Source organism: Streptomyces hygroscopicus subsp. hygroscopicus (assembly GCF_001553455.1).
Lineage (GTDB): Bacteria > Actinomycetota > Actinomycetes > Streptomycetales > Streptomycetaceae > Streptomyces > Streptomyces hygroscopicus.
Genome location: NZ_BBOX01000677.1, coordinates 1 through 626, shown reverse-complemented (window position 1 = coordinate 626; position 626 = coordinate 1). Strand labels below are relative to the sequence as shown.

The following is a 626-nucleotide window of genomic DNA, read 5'->3' as shown; positions in this document are numbered from 1 at the left end:
GTCCTCGGGGAGCGCGCCGCCGAGGCGCTGCGCGAGGACCCCTGGCAGCTGCTCGCCGTGCCCGGGGTACGCCCCGACCAGGCCGACGGCTTCGCCCGCGCCCTCCTCGGCCCGGCCTGCGAGCCCGGCGACGAGCGCCGTGCGCTGGCGCTCACCGGCTGGCTGCTGGAGCGCGCCGCCCTCGAAGGGCACACCGCGCTGGAGTCGTCCGCGCTGCGCGAGGCGCTCGCCAAGGTGTCCGTGCCGGATCCGGACGAGGCGCTGCGCACCGCGATCGCGGAGGGCGCGGTGCTGGTCTTCCAGGACGCGCTGGACGCCCCGGCGGGTGGGGCCCGTCCCCCGGCCGCCGACGGCGAGGAGGCCGAGCAGCCGGTGCGGGTGCTGCTGGGGCTGGACCGCTATGCCCTGGCGGAGGAGAGCCTGGCCGACGGTCTGGCCCGGCTGGCGGGCACCTTCGCCACCCCCGGGGGCGGTGCGGCGGCCGATGGCGCGCCCGCGGGCGATCCCAGCGCGCCCGGGTGGGAGAGCGCGGCCGCCGCGGCGCCCACCGCCTCCGCCGCCGAGCTCATCCGTACCGTCGCGGCGCACGGCCTGGTCGTCCACAGCGGTGGCGAGGCGGCCCGTGC

The 626-nt window shown here is 80.2% G+C and carries 1 protein-coding gene; it reads left to right on the top strand.

Annotated features, from left to right (window positions below; all coding sequences use genetic code 11):
- Positions 1–626: helix-hairpin-helix domain-containing protein (locus AXW62_RS39805; protein WP_289306047.1), on the top strand; the 626-nt coding region annotated here is incomplete at both ends.